The organism is Bacillus aerius (genome assembly GCF_029894105.1).
In the GTDB taxonomy this organism is placed as follows: domain Bacteria; phylum Bacillota; class Bacilli; order Bacillales; family Bacillaceae; genus Bacillus; species Bacillus altitudinis.
On the sequence record NZ_JARYHO010000001.1, the window covers coordinates 766,882 to 784,342 of the forward strand.

Annotated in this window: 19 protein-coding genes; 12 read left to right on the forward strand and 7 right to left on the reverse strand. The window is 40.3% G+C overall.

The window, feature by feature from the left end:
• Positions 1-4 precede the first annotated feature (4 nt).
• A complete protein-coding gene (locus tag M2353_RS03880) occupies positions 5-787 on the forward strand; it encodes a YfkD family protein (RefSeq protein WP_396466804.1) in 783 nt (260 codons plus the stop codon).
• 374 nt (positions 788-1,161) lie between these two features.
• On the opposite strand, the gene M2353_RS03885 is transcribed toward M2353_RS03880, so the two are convergent.
• The 3 genes from M2353_RS03885 to yfkAB form a co-directional block, all read right to left on the reverse strand.
• The gene (locus tag M2353_RS03885; protein ID WP_007496614.1) at positions 1,162-1,881 is read right to left on the reverse strand and encodes a YebC/PmpR family DNA-binding transcriptional regulator; all 720 of its coding nucleotides are present in this window, start codon (positions 1,879-1,881) and stop codon (positions 1,162-1,164) included.
• Between the two features lie 281 nt (positions 1,882-2,162).
• Positions 2,163-2,999 carry a mechanosensitive ion channel family protein gene (locus M2353_RS03890; RefSeq protein WP_025206933.1) on the reverse strand — a complete coding sequence of 279 codons (837 nt, stop codon included), beginning with the start codon at positions 2,997-2,999 and terminating at the stop codon, positions 2,163-2,165.
• Between the two features lie 7 nt (positions 3,000-3,006).
• Entirely contained in the window at positions 3,007-4,128 is a 1,122-nt protein-coding gene (yfkAB, locus tag M2353_RS03895; protein WP_017358799.1) for a radical SAM/CxCxxxxC motif protein YfkAB, read from the reverse strand.
• Between the two features lie 147 nt (positions 4,129-4,275).
• Here yfkAB and M2353_RS03900 point away from each other — a divergent pair, with 147 nt between their 5' ends.
• Together M2353_RS03900 and pdaA are read left to right on the forward strand one after the other, a co-directional pair.
• The gene (locus M2353_RS03900) at positions 4,276-4,467 is read left to right on the forward strand and encodes an SE1561 family protein (protein WP_003218031.1); all 192 of its coding nucleotides are present in this window, start codon (positions 4,276-4,278) and stop codon (positions 4,465-4,467) included.
• A gap of 102 nt (positions 4,468-4,569) precedes the next feature.
• Positions 4,570-5,361 carry a delta-lactam-biosynthetic de-N-acetylase gene (gene pdaA, locus M2353_RS03905; protein ID WP_284724986.1) on the forward strand — a complete coding sequence of 264 codons (792 nt, stop codon included), beginning with the start codon at positions 4,570-4,572 and terminating at the stop codon, positions 5,359-5,361.
• 234 nt (positions 5,362-5,595) lie between these two features.
• Here pdaA and M2353_RS03910 read toward each other — a convergent pair whose 3' ends face one another.
• From M2353_RS03910 to M2353_RS03920, 3 genes are all read right to left on the reverse strand, one after another.
• A complete protein-coding gene (locus tag M2353_RS03910; protein WP_284724987.1) occupies positions 5,596-6,090 on the reverse strand; it encodes a DUF2716 domain-containing protein in 495 nt (164 codons plus the stop codon).
• A gap of 33 nt (positions 6,091-6,123) precedes the next feature.
• On the reverse strand, positions 6,124-7,083 hold the full coding sequence (corA, locus tag M2353_RS03915; RefSeq protein WP_007496624.1) for a magnesium/cobalt transporter CorA: 960 nt from the start codon (positions 7,081-7,083) through the stop codon (positions 6,124-6,126).
• Between the two features lie 131 nt (positions 7,084-7,214).
• Positions 7,215-7,721, reverse strand: coding sequence for a hypothetical protein (locus tag M2353_RS03920; RefSeq protein WP_024720250.1), 507 nt, complete (start codon positions 7,719-7,721; stop codon positions 7,215-7,217).
• A 433-nt stretch (positions 7,722-8,154) separates the two neighbouring features.
• On the opposite strand from M2353_RS03920, the gene M2353_RS03925 reads away from it, so the two are divergent.
• A complete protein-coding gene (locus tag M2353_RS03925) occupies positions 8,155-9,024 on the forward strand; it encodes a DNA-3-methyladenine glycosylase family protein (protein ID WP_282916941.1) in 870 nt (289 codons plus the stop codon).
• Between the two features lie 102 nt (positions 9,025-9,126).
• On the forward strand, positions 9,127-10,512 hold the full coding sequence (rlmD, locus tag M2353_RS03930; protein WP_373368004.1) for a 23S rRNA (uracil(1939)-C(5))-methyltransferase RlmD: 1,386 nt from the start codon (positions 9,127-9,129) through the stop codon (positions 10,510-10,512).
• Between the two features lie 271 nt (positions 10,513-10,783).
• Here rlmD and M2353_RS03935 read toward each other — a convergent pair whose 3' ends face one another.
• Positions 10,784-11,146, reverse strand: a complete 363-nt coding sequence (locus M2353_RS03935; RefSeq protein ID WP_007496632.1) for a DUF1433 domain-containing protein — start codon at positions 11,144-11,146, stop codon at positions 10,784-10,786.
• A gap of 50 nt (positions 11,147-11,196) precedes the next feature.
• On the opposite strand from M2353_RS03935, the gene M2353_RS03940 reads away from it, so the two are divergent.
• The 7 genes from M2353_RS03940 (at position 11,197) to M2353_RS03970 (ending at position 17,403) form a co-directional block, all read left to right on the forward strand.
• Positions 11,197-12,612 (forward strand): hypothetical protein, encoded by a 1,416-nt coding sequence (locus tag M2353_RS03940; RefSeq protein WP_045034483.1) that lies wholly within the window; start codon positions 11,197-11,199, stop codon positions 12,610-12,612.
• A gap of 12 nt (positions 12,613-12,624) precedes the next feature.
• Complete coding sequence (locus M2353_RS03945; protein WP_045034484.1) at positions 12,625-12,930, forward strand: hypothetical protein; 306 nt, start codon at positions 12,625-12,627, stop codon at positions 12,928-12,930.
• A gap of 320 nt (positions 12,931-13,250) precedes the next feature.
• Complete coding sequence (locus M2353_RS03950; RefSeq protein WP_342394134.1) at positions 13,251-13,661, forward strand: DUF6508 domain-containing protein; 411 nt, start codon at positions 13,251-13,253, stop codon at positions 13,659-13,661.
• A 26-nt stretch (positions 13,662-13,687) separates the two neighbouring features.
• A complete protein-coding gene (locus tag M2353_RS03955; protein ID WP_284724988.1) occupies positions 13,688-14,206 on the forward strand; it encodes a hypothetical protein in 519 nt (172 codons plus the stop codon).
• Positions 14,207-14,340: 134 nt separating this feature from the next.
• Positions 14,341-15,168, forward strand: coding sequence for a MerR family transcriptional regulator (locus M2353_RS03960; protein WP_284724989.1), 828 nt, complete (start codon positions 14,341-14,343; stop codon positions 15,166-15,168).
• Positions 15,169-15,194: 26 nt separating this feature from the next.
• Positions 15,195-16,382 carry an MFS transporter gene (locus tag M2353_RS03965; protein ID WP_284724990.1) on the forward strand — a complete coding sequence of 396 codons (1,188 nt, stop codon included), beginning with the start codon at positions 15,195-15,197 and terminating at the stop codon, positions 16,380-16,382.
• A 190-nt stretch (positions 16,383-16,572) separates the two neighbouring features.
• Positions 16,573-17,403: a DNA alkylation repair protein gene (locus tag M2353_RS03970; RefSeq protein ID WP_284724991.1), complete on the forward strand. Its 831-nt coding sequence runs from the start codon at positions 16,573-16,575 to the stop codon at positions 17,401-17,403.
• Positions 17,404-17,461 lie beyond the last annotated feature (58 nt).

Sequence of the window (17,461 nt, forward strand, 5' to 3'; positions counted from 1 at the left end):
TGATATGAAAAAGATGCCCCGCATCATGTTTGTTGTTCTCTTATCCTTAAGTTTTCTATACAGCTTTCCAGCCGAGGCAGCAAAGTCGTTTAAGGTGCCATCGTCTGTCGCCAGTATCTCAAAGGAAAATACGTATCCAAATGCGTCACAAGATCAACCGCTGCTACAGCCGAGCGAGCTGACGGCCGAATTATTTAAAACAACAAGTGTACCAATTGAAAATACACATTTAATTAAAATGCTGAATGAATCCAGTATCTCAGGTACACCGCTAGCAGTTGGCTACAGGGCAACGATTTTTCTTGGAAGATGGGCACTCAGCTATGATTCAAACGAAACCGTCGCCAATTGGGAATACAAAAAAGTGAACACGAATCACATTGATAATAGAGGCGGAAACAAAACAGCCATCGGCAAATATGTGCAAAAGCAACAAGTAAAAGTAAGTGGAGGGCTCACAGCAAAAGTACCAAACCCAGAAGATGTAAAAACGTTGATGATGCAAAAAGCCATCCAAAAAACAAAACTTCCGCTCGCCTTCGACACAGTGATTGGTGCAGGAACAAAGCGAGATCAGTCCTACCACGTATCTCCGAAAAAAGCAGCAACCCTGCATGCGTACGCTCCAGCGATTAACGAAAAAGGAAAGGTTACTTACGGAGAAGTGTACCTTGTGCTCAAGGGAAATAAACGCAAACTTGTCGTAAAAAATGTGACCTCACAAGGAATCGGCGCTTGGATTCCTGTTCAGGATCACCTGACGTTTGGGTTTCAAGGGATGAATTAAAAACAGTCATCTCCTCTTACCAAGGGGAGATGACTGTTTTTTGATTAAGATGTCCTATCTTTTTTCTTTTTCATTTCATGAATGTAAAAATCAAAGGCGTTATATAAAAACCATACAAAGAAAAGAAAGAGAAAGACTTTAGTGAATATCGTCAAATTGTTGAAAATTAAGCATAGGCCAATAAAAGGGAGGATCATAAAGCCATAATACGAAAACCACCATGTTTTAAAAATGAAACTCAGCTCCTTGGTTATTTGTGGAAACGACTGTTTCTTCATATTACATGGTCTTGAGTAGAACGTAAACCTTACCTAGACAATAAAAAAGCCAACGCGGAAGTTGAATGAATCCAACAACTACGATGGCTTAGCTGATTATTCCCCTAAATCCACATTATGATAAACTTGCTGCACGTCTTCAAGCTCTTCTAATACATCGATGAGTTTCTCGAATTGTGCTTTCGATTCATCATCTAATGTCACTTCGTTTTGAGGCAGCATTGTGATTTCAGCGACAGTAAATTCTTCTACGCCTGCCTGTTTGAACGCTTCTTGTACTTGATGGAATTGATCTGGTTCAGCGTAGACGATCACCGTATCATCTTCTTCCATAATGTCACGTACATCAATGTCTGCTTCCATTAAAAGTTCAAGCGTTTCTTCTTCACTTTTCCCCTCGACACCGATCACCGCTGTTTGGTCAAACATGTAAGCAACAGATCCACTGACGCCCATATTTCCGCCGTTTTTCCCAAATGCTGCACGAACATCAGACGCTGTGCGGTTAACGTTATTGGTCAGGGCATCAACGATCACCATAGATCCGTTTGGACCAAATCCTTCGTAACGCAGCTCATCGAAGTTCTCTTCTGCGCCGCCTTTTGCTTTTTCAATCGCACGGTCCACAATGTGTTTTGGGACACTATATGTTTTTGCACGTTCTAGGACAAAGCGAAGTGCTTGGTTTGATTCTGGGTTTGGCTCACCTTGCTTGGCAGCCACATAGATTTCACGCCCGAATTTTGCGTAAATACGACTTGTATTGGCATCCTTTGATGCTTTCTTTTCTTTAATGTTGTTCCACTTACGACCCATCTTATTCACTCTCTTTCACTTAGTAAATACACAGTATGAGGGTCCCCATGCTGCATGAAATCAATCTGCTTTCTATTATACATGAATCAGTCAAGAGGATAGAAGTAAGAGGGCTGAAAAGAAAAGAATTCCTTAGCTGATATGTCCAAGTTGTTCAAGCGTCTTATTTTTCTCATGCGGTCTAGTCAGCTCATCACACCGAATGATCATGTGAACTACATGCATGATAATTAACTAATTAACAAAAAGTGATCAAAAAAATAACCCCATCACAAATGAGGTTATTTTGCAGGCTGTGGATAGACGAGATCCTCAAGCAATTTCACATCATGCTGATGAAGTTGTGTGATCATTTCTTTTCGCACAGCGAGGGCGGCTTCGAAGTATTTTTCATCCTCGACCATTCCTTTTACGGTGATCTCAATCCCGCGATTCAATTTATTGAGCCCCATAATGCCATGAACCTGAAAAGGTTCAATGGCGTTTTGGAATTCATCTTTTTTCAGTAAATCATGATGCATTTGATTTAACTGATCACATGCTGTTTCTAGCGCCTTGAAAGCAATGTCAGGATTTTGGTTTGCGCTGATCAAGACTGACTCTGTGATACGCATGTAGTGCATATTGTAGTTTTGGATTTGACGAATGTCTCCGTTTGAAATGGTTAACAGCTTGCCGCTCCATTCTCTAATTTGCAAAGACCGGAGACCAATTTCTTCAATGGTTCCGTTAAAAAGATTATTGACCGTCACATAGTCACCTTTATGAATTTGCCTTTCATAAATGAGGAAGATGCCGGCTAAAATATCACGAATCAAGGTCTGAGCGCCAAAACCAATGACAATTCCAGCAACACCAGCCCCCGCAAGAATCTTCCCAAAGTCATGAAAAAATAGAGAAATCACATATAAGACAAAACATATGGAAGCTGTATACTTTGAAACCGATTTGACCAAGCTCTCAATCGTTTTTTTCTTCTTGTCTTCAATGAATTCAGTGCGTTTAAAGAAAATCTGAAGCGCTTTGTTGATCATAAAGACGGCAAGCCAAAGAATGAGGCCAACAAGGAGAATTTCAATGTATTTGTTCTTGACCACTGTCAGAAATGTTTCGTCCATCTATCGGTTACCCCCTGGCTGTACGAGAAGTAAAATCAACATCTTGATAATAACTGTTTTTCACAAGAACATTCGGACCAAGGCATTGCACACTTGGGCAATGACAATTCAGTTCTTTTGCCAATTTTGTGTTCATCCAGCGTGTATAAGCTGATTGCAACGTATCGGTTTCAATATTTCCTAATGGCGGTGTATCGCCAAAGTCTGTCACAATAATATTCCCATCAAAAATATTCACATTCAACCGTGAACGGCCATCAGGGTCATTTCGTACTGTCACATTTTTCGCTTGACGCAATCGAGTCAAGAGGCGCTGGTCTTCTTCATCTGTGCTGCATGAATAAAATGGCAATGTGCCAAACAGCATCCAAGTGTTCTCATCACGAACATCGAGCAGCTGATGAATCGCATCCCGCATTTGCGGAAGCGACAATGATTCAAGGGCGCTGGCAAAATCACTTGGATACATCGGATGAACTTCGTGGCGCTGGCATTTCATCTCGTCCACGATTTGACGATGGATGTGTTCAATATAAGGAAGCGTACGTTTATTCAGCATCGTTTCAGCAGATACGGTTACACCCGCTTTCACAAGTGCCTGACTATTCTCAATCATGCGGTTAAACAATTTCTCGCGCTGCTCAAAGGTTGGCTTTCGGTCCATCATTGCAAAACCAACCGTAGCAAACTCTTCGACTGTTCCCCAGTTATGTGAAATGTGTAGGACATCCAAGTATGGAATAATCTCTTCATATCGAGCCAAATCAAGTGTTAAATTCGAATTAATTTGGGTACGGACGCCGCGTTCATGGGCATACTTTAATAGAGGAACGACATATTCCCGTACAGATTTCAGAGACAGCATCGGCTCTCCGCCTGTAATGCTAAGGGAACGCAAGAGCGGTACTTCATCTAAACGGCGAAGCAGTAAATCGAGTGGCAGTGCATTCGGATCTTTTGGCTGCAAAGTATAGCCAACCGCACAGTGCTCACATCTCATGTTACACAACGTCGTTGTCGTCAATTCAATATTTGTCAGCTTCATTTCTCCGTAATCCTGCACATCGAGATAGGCTTCCCAAGGGTCGAATGCAGGTGTAATCGGACGAAGTGCTGTTTTTTGGTTCATGGTATCTATCTCCTTTTCATTCGGGCAAACATAGACCCGCCAACAGTTAATTTTAAGCCCCATCACCGTTATACGCAAGAGGGGACACAATTGATTTACAAAGGAAAAAAAGATAAGCTATAAACAAATGCTAAAGGGAGTGTATCTATGGGCAAGGCAGCAGACAGCAAAGAGCAGCAGGTTGATTATTTAAAGAACCGATTAGATATGTTTATGAATGTGATTGATTCATTAGATCCTGAATCCACAGACGTTGAGGATATAGACAGACTCATCCAGATGATTGACGACCTAGAAGCGAAATATGAACGGTTTAAAACCGATTGGAAGGAAGAATAGCTCGCGCTGATGCGGGCTTTTTTCTTTAAATTGGCAGGTCAAAAAGTGTATGAGTACCCGGTATATTCTGCACAATAGAAGAAAAACCGGGAAGTGACGTAAATGAAAAAATGCATACTGATCTGTCTATGTGCGCTTTTTGTATCGATGCCTTTTTCAAACTTAGAAGCCGTGTCTAATCAGCCGATTCATTGGGGATTTGCTAAAAGCAAAGAGCATAAGCCAGCAGATGCCGGCAAGGAACTGACGACACTCTTAAAGAAATATGATGCTTTCTATTTAGGAAATACGAAAAAGAAAGAGATTTATTTTACATTCGACAATGGCTATGAGAATGGATACACACCCAAAATCTTGGACGTGCTGAAAAAACATCAAGTACCCGGCACCTTTTTTGTGACTGGGCACTTCGTAAAGGACCAGCCTAAGCTCGTCAAACGTATGGCAGAGGAAGGTCATATTATTGGCAACCATTCCTATCACCATCCAGATTTAACAACAAAGAGTACGAAAGAAATCAAAGAAGAGCTAGATCGTGTCAATGAAGCGGTATACAAAATCACAGGAAAACAAGATAACTTCTACCTTCGTCCACCGCGCGGGGTGTTCAGTGAAAGGGTACTAAAGGAAACGAAACAGCTTGGCTACCAAACCGTTTTCTGGTCAGTGGCGTTTGTAGATTGGCACATCCACCATCAAAAAGGAAAACAGTATGCGTACAATCAAATGATGAAACAGGCGCATCCGGGTGCCATTTACTTACTTCATACCGTCTCAAGGGACAATGCCGAGGCACTTGATGATGCCATCACTGCTTTAAAAAAACAAGGATATACCTTTAAAAGCTTAGACGATCTCATGCTTGAAAAAGTATGGCATCTCCCTCAGCTATAGAAAAAAGCTTGCAGACATCTGCAAGCTTCAGCGTGTAGCCAAACCCTCGCATTCGTTGTCAGTCCTGCGTGCTGGTGCTCACGAATGTGAAATTCGCTCCGCGCCAGTACTCGTCCTTCCTAGGGCTGCAAAGGTTTTCTATCACGCTGAAACGAAGACAAAGGGCTAAAATCAAGTTCATTTTAGCCCTTTGTCAACAATCCGAGGCTTGCAGACATCTGCAAGCTTTTTGAATTATCCTTCTCTTATTTTACGCTGGAACAAAAGGGGACGATGACGAGTAAAGGAGTTAATCAAGCCCTCACCGAAAATCGTGATGCTTTGCTCCCAAGGATGTCCTAGTAAACCCCAGGTCATCTCTTTTGATAAAAAGAAATAGTCATCTCCATTTGGGAGCACAGGAACTCTCCATTCTCCAAATTCATCTTTTTCAAATGAGCCGTATGGTGTGATCCAATAGCAGTCGTGCTGCCAATCAAGTACCTGCATATATTCGTCCGTTCCGGTGATATTCTCCTGAAAAGACAGCAGTGCCTTCTTTTCAAGGTCTTCATCCGCACTTAGGAGAGAAGGGTACTCGAAATAAGCAGAGATATCATATGTGATGTAAGGAGATGGTGCTTGAAAACCGGGAAAGCGAGAGATGCTTGGGTTAAATTTAAACTTTTGATCAAATGTCTTCCATGCGTACTTTAGTTCTTTGTCTGTCAGTGGAATCCAGTTTTCCATAGTATCTCCCTTTCAAGCACTTCTCTCAAAAAACTATTTAAAAATCCTAAACCATCCTTTATGTTTAAACCACAAAAGCATCCCTGAGACAAGCAAACCCATGAAAATCAGTACGCCAAAATAGCCATATTTCCAGTGTAATTCAGGCATGTTATCAAAGTTCATCCCATATACCCCAACAATAAAGGTCAGTGGAATAAAAATCGTCGAGACAATGGTCAGTGTCATCATGATGGCATTCATTCGATTGGAATTTAGTGTTTGATAGCTGTCTCGTAAATCGGCTGTCATATCACGGTTTGACTCAACGATTTCTGTTAGTTTCAATAGATGATCATAAATATCATTAAAATATGCTTGCCGGTTTGCATCGCTTTTCATCATATTCGTGTTCACAATTCGATATAAGAGGTCCCTCATCGGGATAATGGTTCTGCGCAGTTTGAGCAAATCGGATCGAATACCGAATACTTCGTTCATTAATGTACCATACGTTTTATGCCCTTCTTCATCCTCGATTTCATTGAGCCTGTCCTCAATTTGATAAATAATAGGAAAATAATCATCGACGAGCTGGTCAATCAGCATATAAGCCATATGCTCTGGACCGCTCTCTCGTGCTTTATCAGACCCTTTGAGCTTTCGAATGACTCGATCAATGTAGGGTGCTTCCTTCAAATGAAAAGTAACGATATAGTTTTCTCCAACAAACAGGTCGACTTCTTCAGATCGAAGTGTTTTTTGATTGAGGGCATGAAGGACGAAAAATAAATACCCTTCATAAAAATCAAGCTTCGGCCGCTGTAAATAATGGAAGCAGTCTTCAATCGCAAGCGGATGGAACTGAAAAAATTCCTTTAACAGTGCTGCTTCCTTTTCCGTTGGCGCATAAAAATCAATCCAATACCAGGCAATATCGGGGCTTGAAAGCTGCTGCAATGTTGCATGTTCAATCAAGTCGCCGTTTTTTGTCACTGCAAGTTTTTTCAGCATGTGCACCCCTCCAGACTTGCATTATATCATGAAGCAGCAGCGGTGAACTTATACGTTTTCACCATAAAAAAGCCGATCTCATCGCTGAGATCGGTCCAATGTGCGTGTATGATTGATGGATAAAGCGAGAATTAAGGACGACGGAAGTTGACGAAACCACCGTTACGGTCGAACCAACCTCTAAATGCCCAGTTGATGTAACCGCCATCACCTTTGTTTGTGAAAGATCCATTTTCAAATACCCAAACTCCGTACGTAATGCTTCCGTATTTAACAGTAGCAAACGTTTTAACACCGTTGAAACGAGTCTCATAGCCTTGGCTTAAGTTAAATACCATAACATTGTATTTTGCGCCAGCAGCATAGAAAGCAGACTCCATTAATCCTTTGACAAAGCCTTCACGGTTTGTGTTAGCATTTGCAGCATTAATTAATGCATTGGCAATTCCAAGTACGTCAAAGTTAATGTTAACATTTGTCGCATTTGTTGAAGCTTTACCTTCAGCAGCTTTGTTTAACACAGTTTGCTGAATAGTTGTTGAAACTGGAGCAGTTTTTTGCTCAGCAGCGTCAGCGAATACTGGTAGTGTCGAAGAAACAGCAGTGGCAAGGGCAACAGAAAGAATTGTTTTTTTCATTGGTCGGATCTCCTTTGTTTTTAAATTTTGGGTCTTCTTTTAGTAAAACGTGAAACTAGGTGAAGCCGGTGATCAATGAGGTAAATATGTTCCTGCAAGATGAAACAAATGATTGCCTAATCCGCTAATTCCTTTGTTCACCTCCTTGATATGTCATAATTATACAAATATTTTTGAAATAGAAGATATCACCCATAGGTTCTATTTCTAATTTAAGGAAAATGATCCTAAAATGTTGAAGATTGCTGTCGAATTTTAGCTGAATTCGACTAAAAATTTTCATCTATCCAAAAGGAGAATGACCATAAATAAGGAAGATATAACTGATAAATTCTTGTACTCTTTATATTTAAAAGTATTCAATATAGAGAATCATTCATGCAAAGTGAAACAATCACATCTGCGTGTGTTGGCAGAAAGGAAGAGGAAAAACATGTGGGAAAAACACCTATTGGTTGAACCGCCCTATCACTTCGATCAAGTGCTGAGACGTTTGTCGAGCGATCCATTAAAGGCGGTCGATCTGGATAAAAGAGAAATCAAAGTACCGATGAGGCTGAATCATAAACCGTACGTTGCAGTCGTTCAAGCGACAGGAACAAAAGAAGCGCCTTCGTTCCGTGTGCAGGCTAACGGGCCGGAGGAAGCGATCCTTTCTGAGGTGAAGCGGATATTTGGCATGGAGCATCAATTACACGCCGTGCATGACCATTTTGCTCAAACAAATCTTGCGCCCATTTTTGAACGTCATATCGGAACGCCGCTTATGCTGGATTTCCATCTATATCATTGCTTGATGAAATGCATCATTCATCAGCAGCTCAATCTTGCATTTGCTTATGAGCTGACGAAACGGTTTGTTCATACGTATGGTGAGCAAATCGACGGCGTCTGGTTTGACCCTTTACCGGATACCATTGCATCACTTGAAACCGACGATTTGAGAAAACTGCAATTCAGTCAGCGAAAAGCGGAATATGTGATTGATGTCTCAAAGCGAATAGTGAGTGGCTCTCTGAATTTAGAAGAATTACACGACTTAACGGATATTGAAATTGAAGAACGTCTGCTTCCGATTAGAGGGATTGGACCTTGGACGGTTCAAAATGTCCTCATGAATGGACTTGGAAGACCAAATCTCTTTCCAATGGCAGATATCGGGATTCAAAATGCGATCAAACGTCACTTTGACCTGCCAGAAAAGCCAACAAAAGAAGAGATGGCAGTTTTAAGCAAGGAGTGGGCACCTTATTTAAGCTACGCCTCCCTTTATTTATGGAGAAGTATAGAGACGGATAAATAATTGAAAGGCATTTTCTCTCTTCGTCCAAGTCGTGATATACTATTCAGATGGAATAAAATGAGGACAACCGATAAAGGTTTAAATAGAACGGAGAGAATAAACGTGAAAGAAAAACAGCAAGGAGCCCTTCTGCAAAAGGGGCAGCAGTTCCCGCTTACCATTAAACGCCTTGGCATTAATGGGGAAGGGGTCGGTTATTTTAAAAAGCAAGTGGTCTTTGTCCCAGGTGCACTTCCAGGTGAGGAAGTAGTAGTTGAAGCAACGAATGTTCAAGCGAAATATGCAGAAGGTACGGTGAGGAAAGTCCGCAAGCGCTCAGAACATCGAGTGAAACCGCCGTGCCCAGTATACGAAGAGTGCGGAGGCTGTCAGCTTCAGCATTTGGCATACGAGCAGCAGTTAAAGGAAAAACGCGATATTGTCATTCAATCAATGGAGCGTCATACAAAGCTGTCGGTTGAAAAGATCGACATTAGACCAACAATCGGTATGGAAGATCCATGGCACTACCGGAATAAAAGTCAGTTCCAAGTCGGAAGATCACATAGCGGCGACATCATCGCAGGGCTTTATGGGCTGAATTCTCATAAACTTGTTCCGATCAAGGAATGTATCGTCCAGCATCCGAAAACGAACAAAACAACAGGCGTCGTCCGCAAAATTTTAGAGAAATTCGGCGTATCTGTCTACAACGAGCGGACAAGAAAAGGCGACGTGCGCTCGATTGTTGTGCGTGTCGGCTTTGAAACAGGTGAAGTACAAGTCGTCCTTGTCACATCAAAGCCTGAGTTTCCAAAGAAAAAAGAAATCGCCGAAGCCATTCAAAAACGTCTGCCAGAAGTGACGTCTATTATGCACAATATCAATGGCGAAAAAACGTCAGTCATCTTTGGGCATAAAACATCGCTCCTAGCTGGCAACATGGTCATCCAAGAATTTTTAGGAGACGTCTCATTTGAATTGAGTGCACGGGCTTTCTTCCAATTGAATCCGAAGCAGACGCTAAAGCTTTATGATGAAGCGAAAAAAGCGGCCAAACTGACTGGCAAAGAAAAGGTAGTCGATGCGTATTGCGGCGTTGGAACCATTGGAATGTGGCTCTCAGATGGAGCAAAAGAAGTAAGAGGTATGGATGTCATCAAAGAATCAATTGATGACGCGAAGAAAAATGCCAAAAAACACGGCATGAAAAACGCAACTTATGTGACAGGCACAGCCGAACACTGGCTGCCAAAATGGGTCAAAGAAGGCTTCCGTCCCGATGTTATCGTCGTCGACCCGCCAAGAACAGGCTGCGAACGCACTTTCCTAGACACCGTTAAACAAGTCAAACCAAAACGCTTTGTCTACGTCTCTTGCAACCCATCTACACTAGCAAAAGACCTCGAATACATGTCAAAAGACTACAAGATCGAATACATGCAACCAGTGGATATGTTTCCGCATACGGCACATGTGGAGTGTGTGGTGTCTTTAGTCCTTAAATAATAGTGGGCAAAGAACCGCGAAAGGCCATTATGATCATTTAACCTTCTAATATGAAGTAATCACCAAATTTTTTTTAAGTGAGCATAAATATCACCAGTCATGTTTTATCAATGGAAGTTTTATATGAATATATGCATGGTGTTATCGCAGATGGTATATATGGTCCAAAACCAAAGAAAAAGGCGCAGTTCGAAGCCTTCTTGAAGTAAACAAATAGTCCCCTTGAAATTCCAAGGGGACGTTTTTGTTTATTCGATGATTTATCCTCTTTTTAATACTCGCATACTTTATCTTCGCACTCGGGTTTTTCTTTAGCATCTACAGTGAAAGATATGACTTCGTCATTGCCTTTATCATAGATTCCCCATATTTCTTTTTTCTTATTTTCATTGAGATAACCATTAATTTCAATACCGCCCATTGGGTTTATCTCATAATCATCAGTATAATCAATTCGTTTAATATCATTATAGTTTGTTTTAATAAAGTCAGTCATTCTTTTCTTAGCCAAGGAATACAATTCTTCTTTTTTAGCTTCTTGGGCAGCTGTTTTTTTGTCGTGTTGTTCCTTCATAAATATCCCTCCAAGTGTTATAATAACCAAAGTCACAAGGATAATTATGTATTTTTTCATAAAACCATCCTTTCTATCTTAGATTTTACATGAGAGAAGGGGCATTGTACATGAATACAAAGACGGACATACCTAATTTAACAGATAAAGATTATTTTTCTCTGAGCCAAAATACATATAGTGAAAAGAAAATGAGAAAAGCCTATGAGAATAAGACACCACTTGTAAATGATTCAAAAAAAGCTTTTTATGTAGACAAAATCAAAAAAGACCCAGACACAGGCCTAGATGTTTACGTATTTGTCCAAGCCAAGAAAAAAGAAGGTAAATGGGTTAAACCAAAAGAACCTGAGAATGTTGTCGTAGGTTTTCAAGGAACAAATCAAGAACAAATCAAAGCTGACGTGATAAGTGCAGATGGCGGCAACGTGGTAATGGGTCAAGACCCGAAAAAGAAAGTCAAATACATCATGAAAAAAGAGGCACCTGAAAACTCTAAAGCGATTACCAAGTATAACGGTAGTATGGAACAAGCCATGTTGTTGAAAAGTGGAGATTACAAAATTGTCACTAAGACATCTCAATTTGATCAAGGTGATAAGCTCGTCGCCAATGAAGTGAAAAAGTATGCTGGCACTAATACAGTGATTTCAACAACGGGTCACTCACTTGGAGGGGCAGATGCGGAATACGCTGGTGTAAACAATCATGTTTACAGTGTAGCCTTTAACAACCCTTCCATTGTTAAGCTGCATGATGAAGAAACTCAGAAGAAAATCAGAAACGGTGAATTTGATTTGTATCATAAAGCCATCATTAATCCCGATGATATGGTGGGGGCAGGTTGGTTATTAGAATATGACAGGCACAACGGAACGACAATTTATACGAAAAATCCTAGTCAATCACGAAGAGAGCGTATAGATCGGTTTGTGTCACCGCTTGGTGTTCCTGGGGTTTTAGGAAATTTGATTACTTCCTTCTATGGCCAAGCATTCGCAAAAAATCCGGATACTCATAGTTTAAATGAGTCGAACTTTACTTTTGATAAGAATGGTCATATCAAAAGTGTGGATGGAAGCAAAGGTGTTTATAACCAGAATATCGAATCGTTCTCATCTTATTCAGGTATGAATGGACAAACCATCAAAGTGGATGCCAAATATGCAAAAGAATTAGCTCGTCGATTACAGGCAGCTATCGAAGACTTAAAAACAAAAAAACAAGCAATTGAACAATTCCCTCATGATCACAGCAAAATGGTGTATGACGTGAAATCTATTTGCGGAAAAAGGTTAGGAGAATTCAAGGATTTAGATCCAAGTGACGTTGAAAAAGCTATATTGTTTCACGCCCCTTTTGTGAAAGATGGAGCAGCATTTTATGACTCAGAAGAACAGTATCAAACTGAGGCTTCTCTACATTATTTGATTAGAGATTTAGAGGATATTAGTGAGTTTATTGTGAAAATGGCGGAGGATTTAAAAGATAAGGATAATGAATTAGCAAGATGGTTACGGTTGTAAGGGGGATTTCAATTGCCATATGGAGTTAATATGGATGCAGATGAGTTTTACAGACGATTACAACAGAATGAGGAATTAAAAAAAATTGTAGGTTCAAGTTTAAAAACGCATTGTCAGAATCTAAAAGAAGATACAAAACATGCGTCAGACTTTTCTTCAGCACAACAGGTTGTAGCTGAAGTGTATGTTGCTTTACTCTCTTCATTTGAAGGAAAAGCTAAGGATGCATTGATACAAAGACTCAATGAAAATGCGAAGATGCTGACAAATGCCACAGAGAACAGAAGTGCCTTTCTAAGAACTATAAAGACAAAATAGTGAACATAACCTCTTCGCAACGATGTGACAGAGGTGTTTTTTTATTTGGGAATCGTCTTATAAATTCCTTGACGCTTTATTCACAGCTGGTATCAGCTTATTATTTAATATGACACATAAACGTTGACGAGCAAGATGATTAATACCGTGTATGTGAAGACAGTTCTATCGATGGTACGAGTGTAAAAAGTGAAATGAATAAAAATGGTTCGTGATTTGAATACTGGCTTCTAGTTTGTACGATCATCACGGACTTTTTTATTAACTTATTGAGAGAGATCGATCAAAGAATTTTTAATTCAGAAAGGTGGAGGATGAGATTGAGTCAATTTAACATCTTAACAAACTATATCCCTATGCTTCAAGGAGATGATATTGGTGAATGGGTCATAGATCAAGAAAATGATGGAACAGCGGAACATCCGATTCAGATGCCCTATGTGAATTATTCCGAAACGGTCCGTCGTTTTATCGAGGATGTCTATACCTTTGCAGAACAACATCAAGAAATGGAGCTTACCCGCTACAGTGAGATCCTCAAAGAAAATGGCATTGAGGGTGGAACGAACGATATGGAGAATGTGGACATCTCAAATGTAAATGCGCAGTGTGTACTGGCTCTCATCATGGGGGTTCTGAGAGCTGAACGATTTTGCGAGGGGGTCATACTCGATGTCTTTACAAACGGAACTATTGTCAAGTGGCTTGAAAGATTGGAACGTTTGGAGTAAGAGAGACTAGTTTTCGGGGTGATCAAATGAAAAACAAAACAGATGTAGCCCACATGTTTCCTCCTATGAAAATAGAAGAAATTGATCATATTTTATTATATGATCTTGATGCAATAAAAATGGAAAAAGAAGATGAACGTATAAAATTCATTTTACAAGATCCCTATTGTCCTGATAAACATCATATTCACAGTGTGTATGTCATCTATAAAAGGTCTATACTCAATTTACTTGAAGGTAGGCTTCGTTCTATTCATAGTCATGAATTCATGACTGCTAAGAAAAAGGATCGAACGATTTCTATAGAAGATATAGAATATGTATTAGAGATCGCTACAGTTGTGGTTCTTGCAAGTGAAAATAATGGAATATTGACGAATTATTTTTATAGTGGAGTCGGACAAAGGTTAGATTGTATTTTTAATCTATGCTTAGGTTATTCAACAGATTTACAAAAGAAAGAACATAAAGTAAGTTTGCAACGATTTATGGATGATATAAAGATTGTTGAAGAGATGGGATTGTTAGAAAAAATAGTAGGATAATGAGCAAAACCTAGATTTTAGAGAAATCTAGGTTTTTTCGTGCTTTTGAAAAATTTAATCAACTTCTTGTTGACCTTCCCCTTAACTGAAAGGTTTATACTGTGATCAGATCAACAAATCGGAGGAGATGCAGGATGTTCAAGATCGGCGATTTTTCTATGTTAAGTAAAGTGCCTGTCAAAACCTTAAGATATTATGACCAAATTGATTTATTAAAGCCTCAGCAGATCGATCAAGATTCGGGATACCGTTATTACTCAGCTGAGCAGCTGCTTGAGGTCAATCGAATTTTTCTTTATAAGGAATTAGGCTTTACGTTAAAACAAATGGGGCAGCTTCTTCGTGAAGATATCTCAGTAGAGCAAATTCAGGGCATGTTTCTCTTGAAAGAGAGTGAGATTCAGCAATTGATCGAGAGAGAACAACAGAAATTAGCCCGTATTAAGGAGCGGATGCACCTCATCAAACGAGAGGGGTGTGTTGAAAAAGAACAGGAGGTCATCATTAAATCTGTTGAAAGTAAACGCATCATGTCTTTTCAATCCAACGGAACTGTTGAAGAAATCCCTTCACTCTTTCAAATGTTTCATCATTTATTACATAAACATCAACAAGAATCGATCTCGGGACCACAAGTGGTGCTATGGAGAGAATCACTGGATAAAGAAAGTGAGTTCGAATTTGAGGTGGGGTATTCCGTCAAATCGTTAAGGTGCTCGCTTCCTCAGGGAATGACAATTCGCACGTTACCTGCAGAAGACACCATGGCAACACTCTTATTTCATTCCCATTCTCCATCCGCACAAACTGCTTGTGTTGACCTGGCGACATGGATTGAACATAACGGATACCGCGTGAAAGATGATCAGCCGGGCCGAGAAATCTATTACCCATTGTCAGAAAATGAAGAAGGCAGACTCATTGAAATTCAAATTCCTATTAAAAATGAAATCAAATCGTAAACATGGCCCAAAGGAGAAACGTCACGATGCAAAATAAAACCGTTGTCTATTTACTTGCTTTAGCAGCTTTTTTAATCGGAACGATCGAATACATCATTACTGGCATTATTCAAATGGTCGCACATGATTTACATGTCACAACGTCTACTGCTGGCTTATTGGTCACATCTTTAGCACTTTCGGCCGCAATCGGTGCACCGATTGTCATCGCACTAACCATCAATATGGACCGCAGAAAAATATTAACATGGACGCTGATCATTTTTATTTTAAGTAACTTCATCACAAGTATCAGCCATTCGTTTGAAATGGTCATGATCACAAGAATTTTACAAGGAATCAGTGGGGGAACGGCGATTGTAGTGGCGATGGCGGTTGCAACTCGTCTTGTAGAACGGGAAAAAAGAGGAACAGCGATTGGCATCATTTTAATGGGTTTAAGCAGCTCCTTGGTTTTAGGTGTTCCAATCGGGACATTTCTAAGCAGTATGATCGGATGGAAAGCATTATTCGCAGCCAGTGGAGTGATCACGCTTATTCCGCTGATTGTGGTGTATAGGCGGATCCCTTCTATGAAAGAACAAGAACCGGTGACGCTTCGTATGCAATTATCGATTTTAAAAGACAAGCGGATATTACTTGCGGTGGCAGTGACGCTATTTTATGTAGGTGGATATTCCATGTTATTTACCTATTTAACGCCCTTCCTGCAAGCATCAGCCAACCTAAGCATCACAGAAATCAGTGGCATTTTGTTACTAGCGGGAATATGCAGCTTTTTGGGATCAAGCCTTGGAGGGATGGCAGCAGATAAAAAAGGACCCATCTTCACGATTTTTTCTGGCATCATCTTGCAAATCATGATGCTCATGCTACTAGCATTTGTCACAGGGAATCTCGTGGTCATGGTGGCTGTTATCATGATATGGATGATCGCTACATGGAGTACATCACCAGCTCAGCAGCTATATCTTGTAACCCTTGTTCCGAAATCTCCTGATATCGCATTAAGTGTCAATACATCATTTATTCAATTCGGATTTGCTTTAGGGTCGGGGTTAGGGGGGATTGTATTGAGCAGGACATCTATATTGCACCTGAGCTGGATCAGTGCTGGAACGGTTCTTCTCGCTTTACTCATGACCAGCTTGATGGTGGCGTTTGACAGAATCTCTCAGCAGAAGAGTTTGAAGGTGATCGAGCAAGGAAGGTAACTTAAATTCAATTTTGTATGGAAGGGACTACTTATTTCGGGTAGTTTCTTTTTGATTTGAAGAATGCACCAGTAAAGTTGTTTATTTGATACAATAGGGGGCAATATCCAAAGATTGAAGGCATTCATATATTTCTTTTAAAAACGATGAATATCAAACAAAAGCACCACTAGACGAGGAGAGAAAATAAATGCAAATAAGCGAGGAGATCATCAATCGAAAAGGTGCTCGAAAGGGGACTGATATCCCTCATGACGTCTTGTTCCTTTTGAATCAGGGAAAAATAGAGAGTGTGAATTTAACTGAATGGCTGGCTGTCAATCACATGACGTTATTACGTCATGTTTTGCCATCCGTTGGTTTAGACCATCATTTAGACGGTTTAACATCTAAGATCACTCAACAAAAGGCTGAGTCTGGAATGAAAGCAATTCGTCTTATCGGTCAATTGTTAGATGAATGGCTACAGAAAGAGAATGGGGAAAAACAAGCGGAAGTGCTACAGGCATTTACTCAACATGTATCTGATAGCGTCCGCTGTTGGGCTGCTTATATGAACAAACACCGTTTATCAACTTTGGAAGAGAAATTGGCGTACATTCAGCCATTTGCAGCTGATCATCATTTTGGAGTTCGAGAAATTGCGTGGATGTCAGTGAGAGAAAGCCTAACGGATCAGCTCGATCAAAGTATAGAACATTTAACAGCATGGGCTAAAAGTAATGATGAAAATATTCGCCGATTCTCAGTAGAAGCTATTCGCCCAAGAGGTGTTTGGACAAAGCATATTGAGTCATTAAAACAAGAGCCAATGAGGGCACAGCCTATTCTAGACTTGCTCAAATCTGATCCATCAACATATGTTCAAGATTCTGTAGGAAACTGGCTGAATGACGCTAGTAAAACACAGCCGAATTGGGTCATAAACCTGTGTGAACAGTGGTTAAAAGATTCTGATACAAAAGCAACCAGCAGAATTGTCAAGAAAGCCAAAAGAACGATTGTGAAGGGGAATTTTTAAACACTAATATGAACTGATTAGACAGTTCATGAAAATGAGTAAGCAGTCAATTCAGCGG